Below are 408 nucleotides of genomic sequence, written 5' to 3'. Positions count from 1 at the left end.
AATGCGCGGCCCGCATGCAGGCTTCGAGCCGCGATGCGTCGGTCGGCACGCGCTCGAGCGCCAGCAATCCATCGCCGAGCACTTGCGCCTGCGTCTGCGTTTCCATACGGAACAGATCAAGCAGCGTGGCGTCGTGCAGGTCGTCGCTCATGCGAGGCTCCTGTCGAATGCCGCACCCACACGCAACGGATCCAGCACGCCGACAACGTGCTCTCGCCAGGGCAACACGGCGACCGCCAGGCCGTCGCTCGCACCGAACGCCGTCGAGGGCACCGCGCCAAGCGCTTCGCGGGCGGGCGTGACCGTGCCATGCACCTCGGCCACGGGAAACGCGCTCAAGTGGTGACCGTGGCGCAGCGCCAGCAGGCGCGACGCGCTCGCGCGCATCGCATTCGACGGGGCCGTCTC

At 69.9% G+C, this 408-nt stretch carries 1 pseudogene; it reads right to left on the bottom strand.

The window, feature by feature from the left end:
- Positions 1 to 147: 147 nt before the first annotated feature.
- Positions 148 to 408 (bottom strand): annotated as a pseudogene (locus A985_RS0104690) (chemotaxis protein CheW); the annotation flags it as partial.

It is taken from the genome of Pandoraea sp. B-6 (genome assembly GCF_000282835.1).
Taxonomy (GTDB): domain Bacteria; phylum Pseudomonadota; class Gammaproteobacteria; order Burkholderiales; family Burkholderiaceae; genus Pandoraea; species Pandoraea cepalis.
The sequence above is the reverse complement of the archived record's forward strand: the minus strand, read 5'-3'. Positions and strand labels throughout refer to the sequence as shown.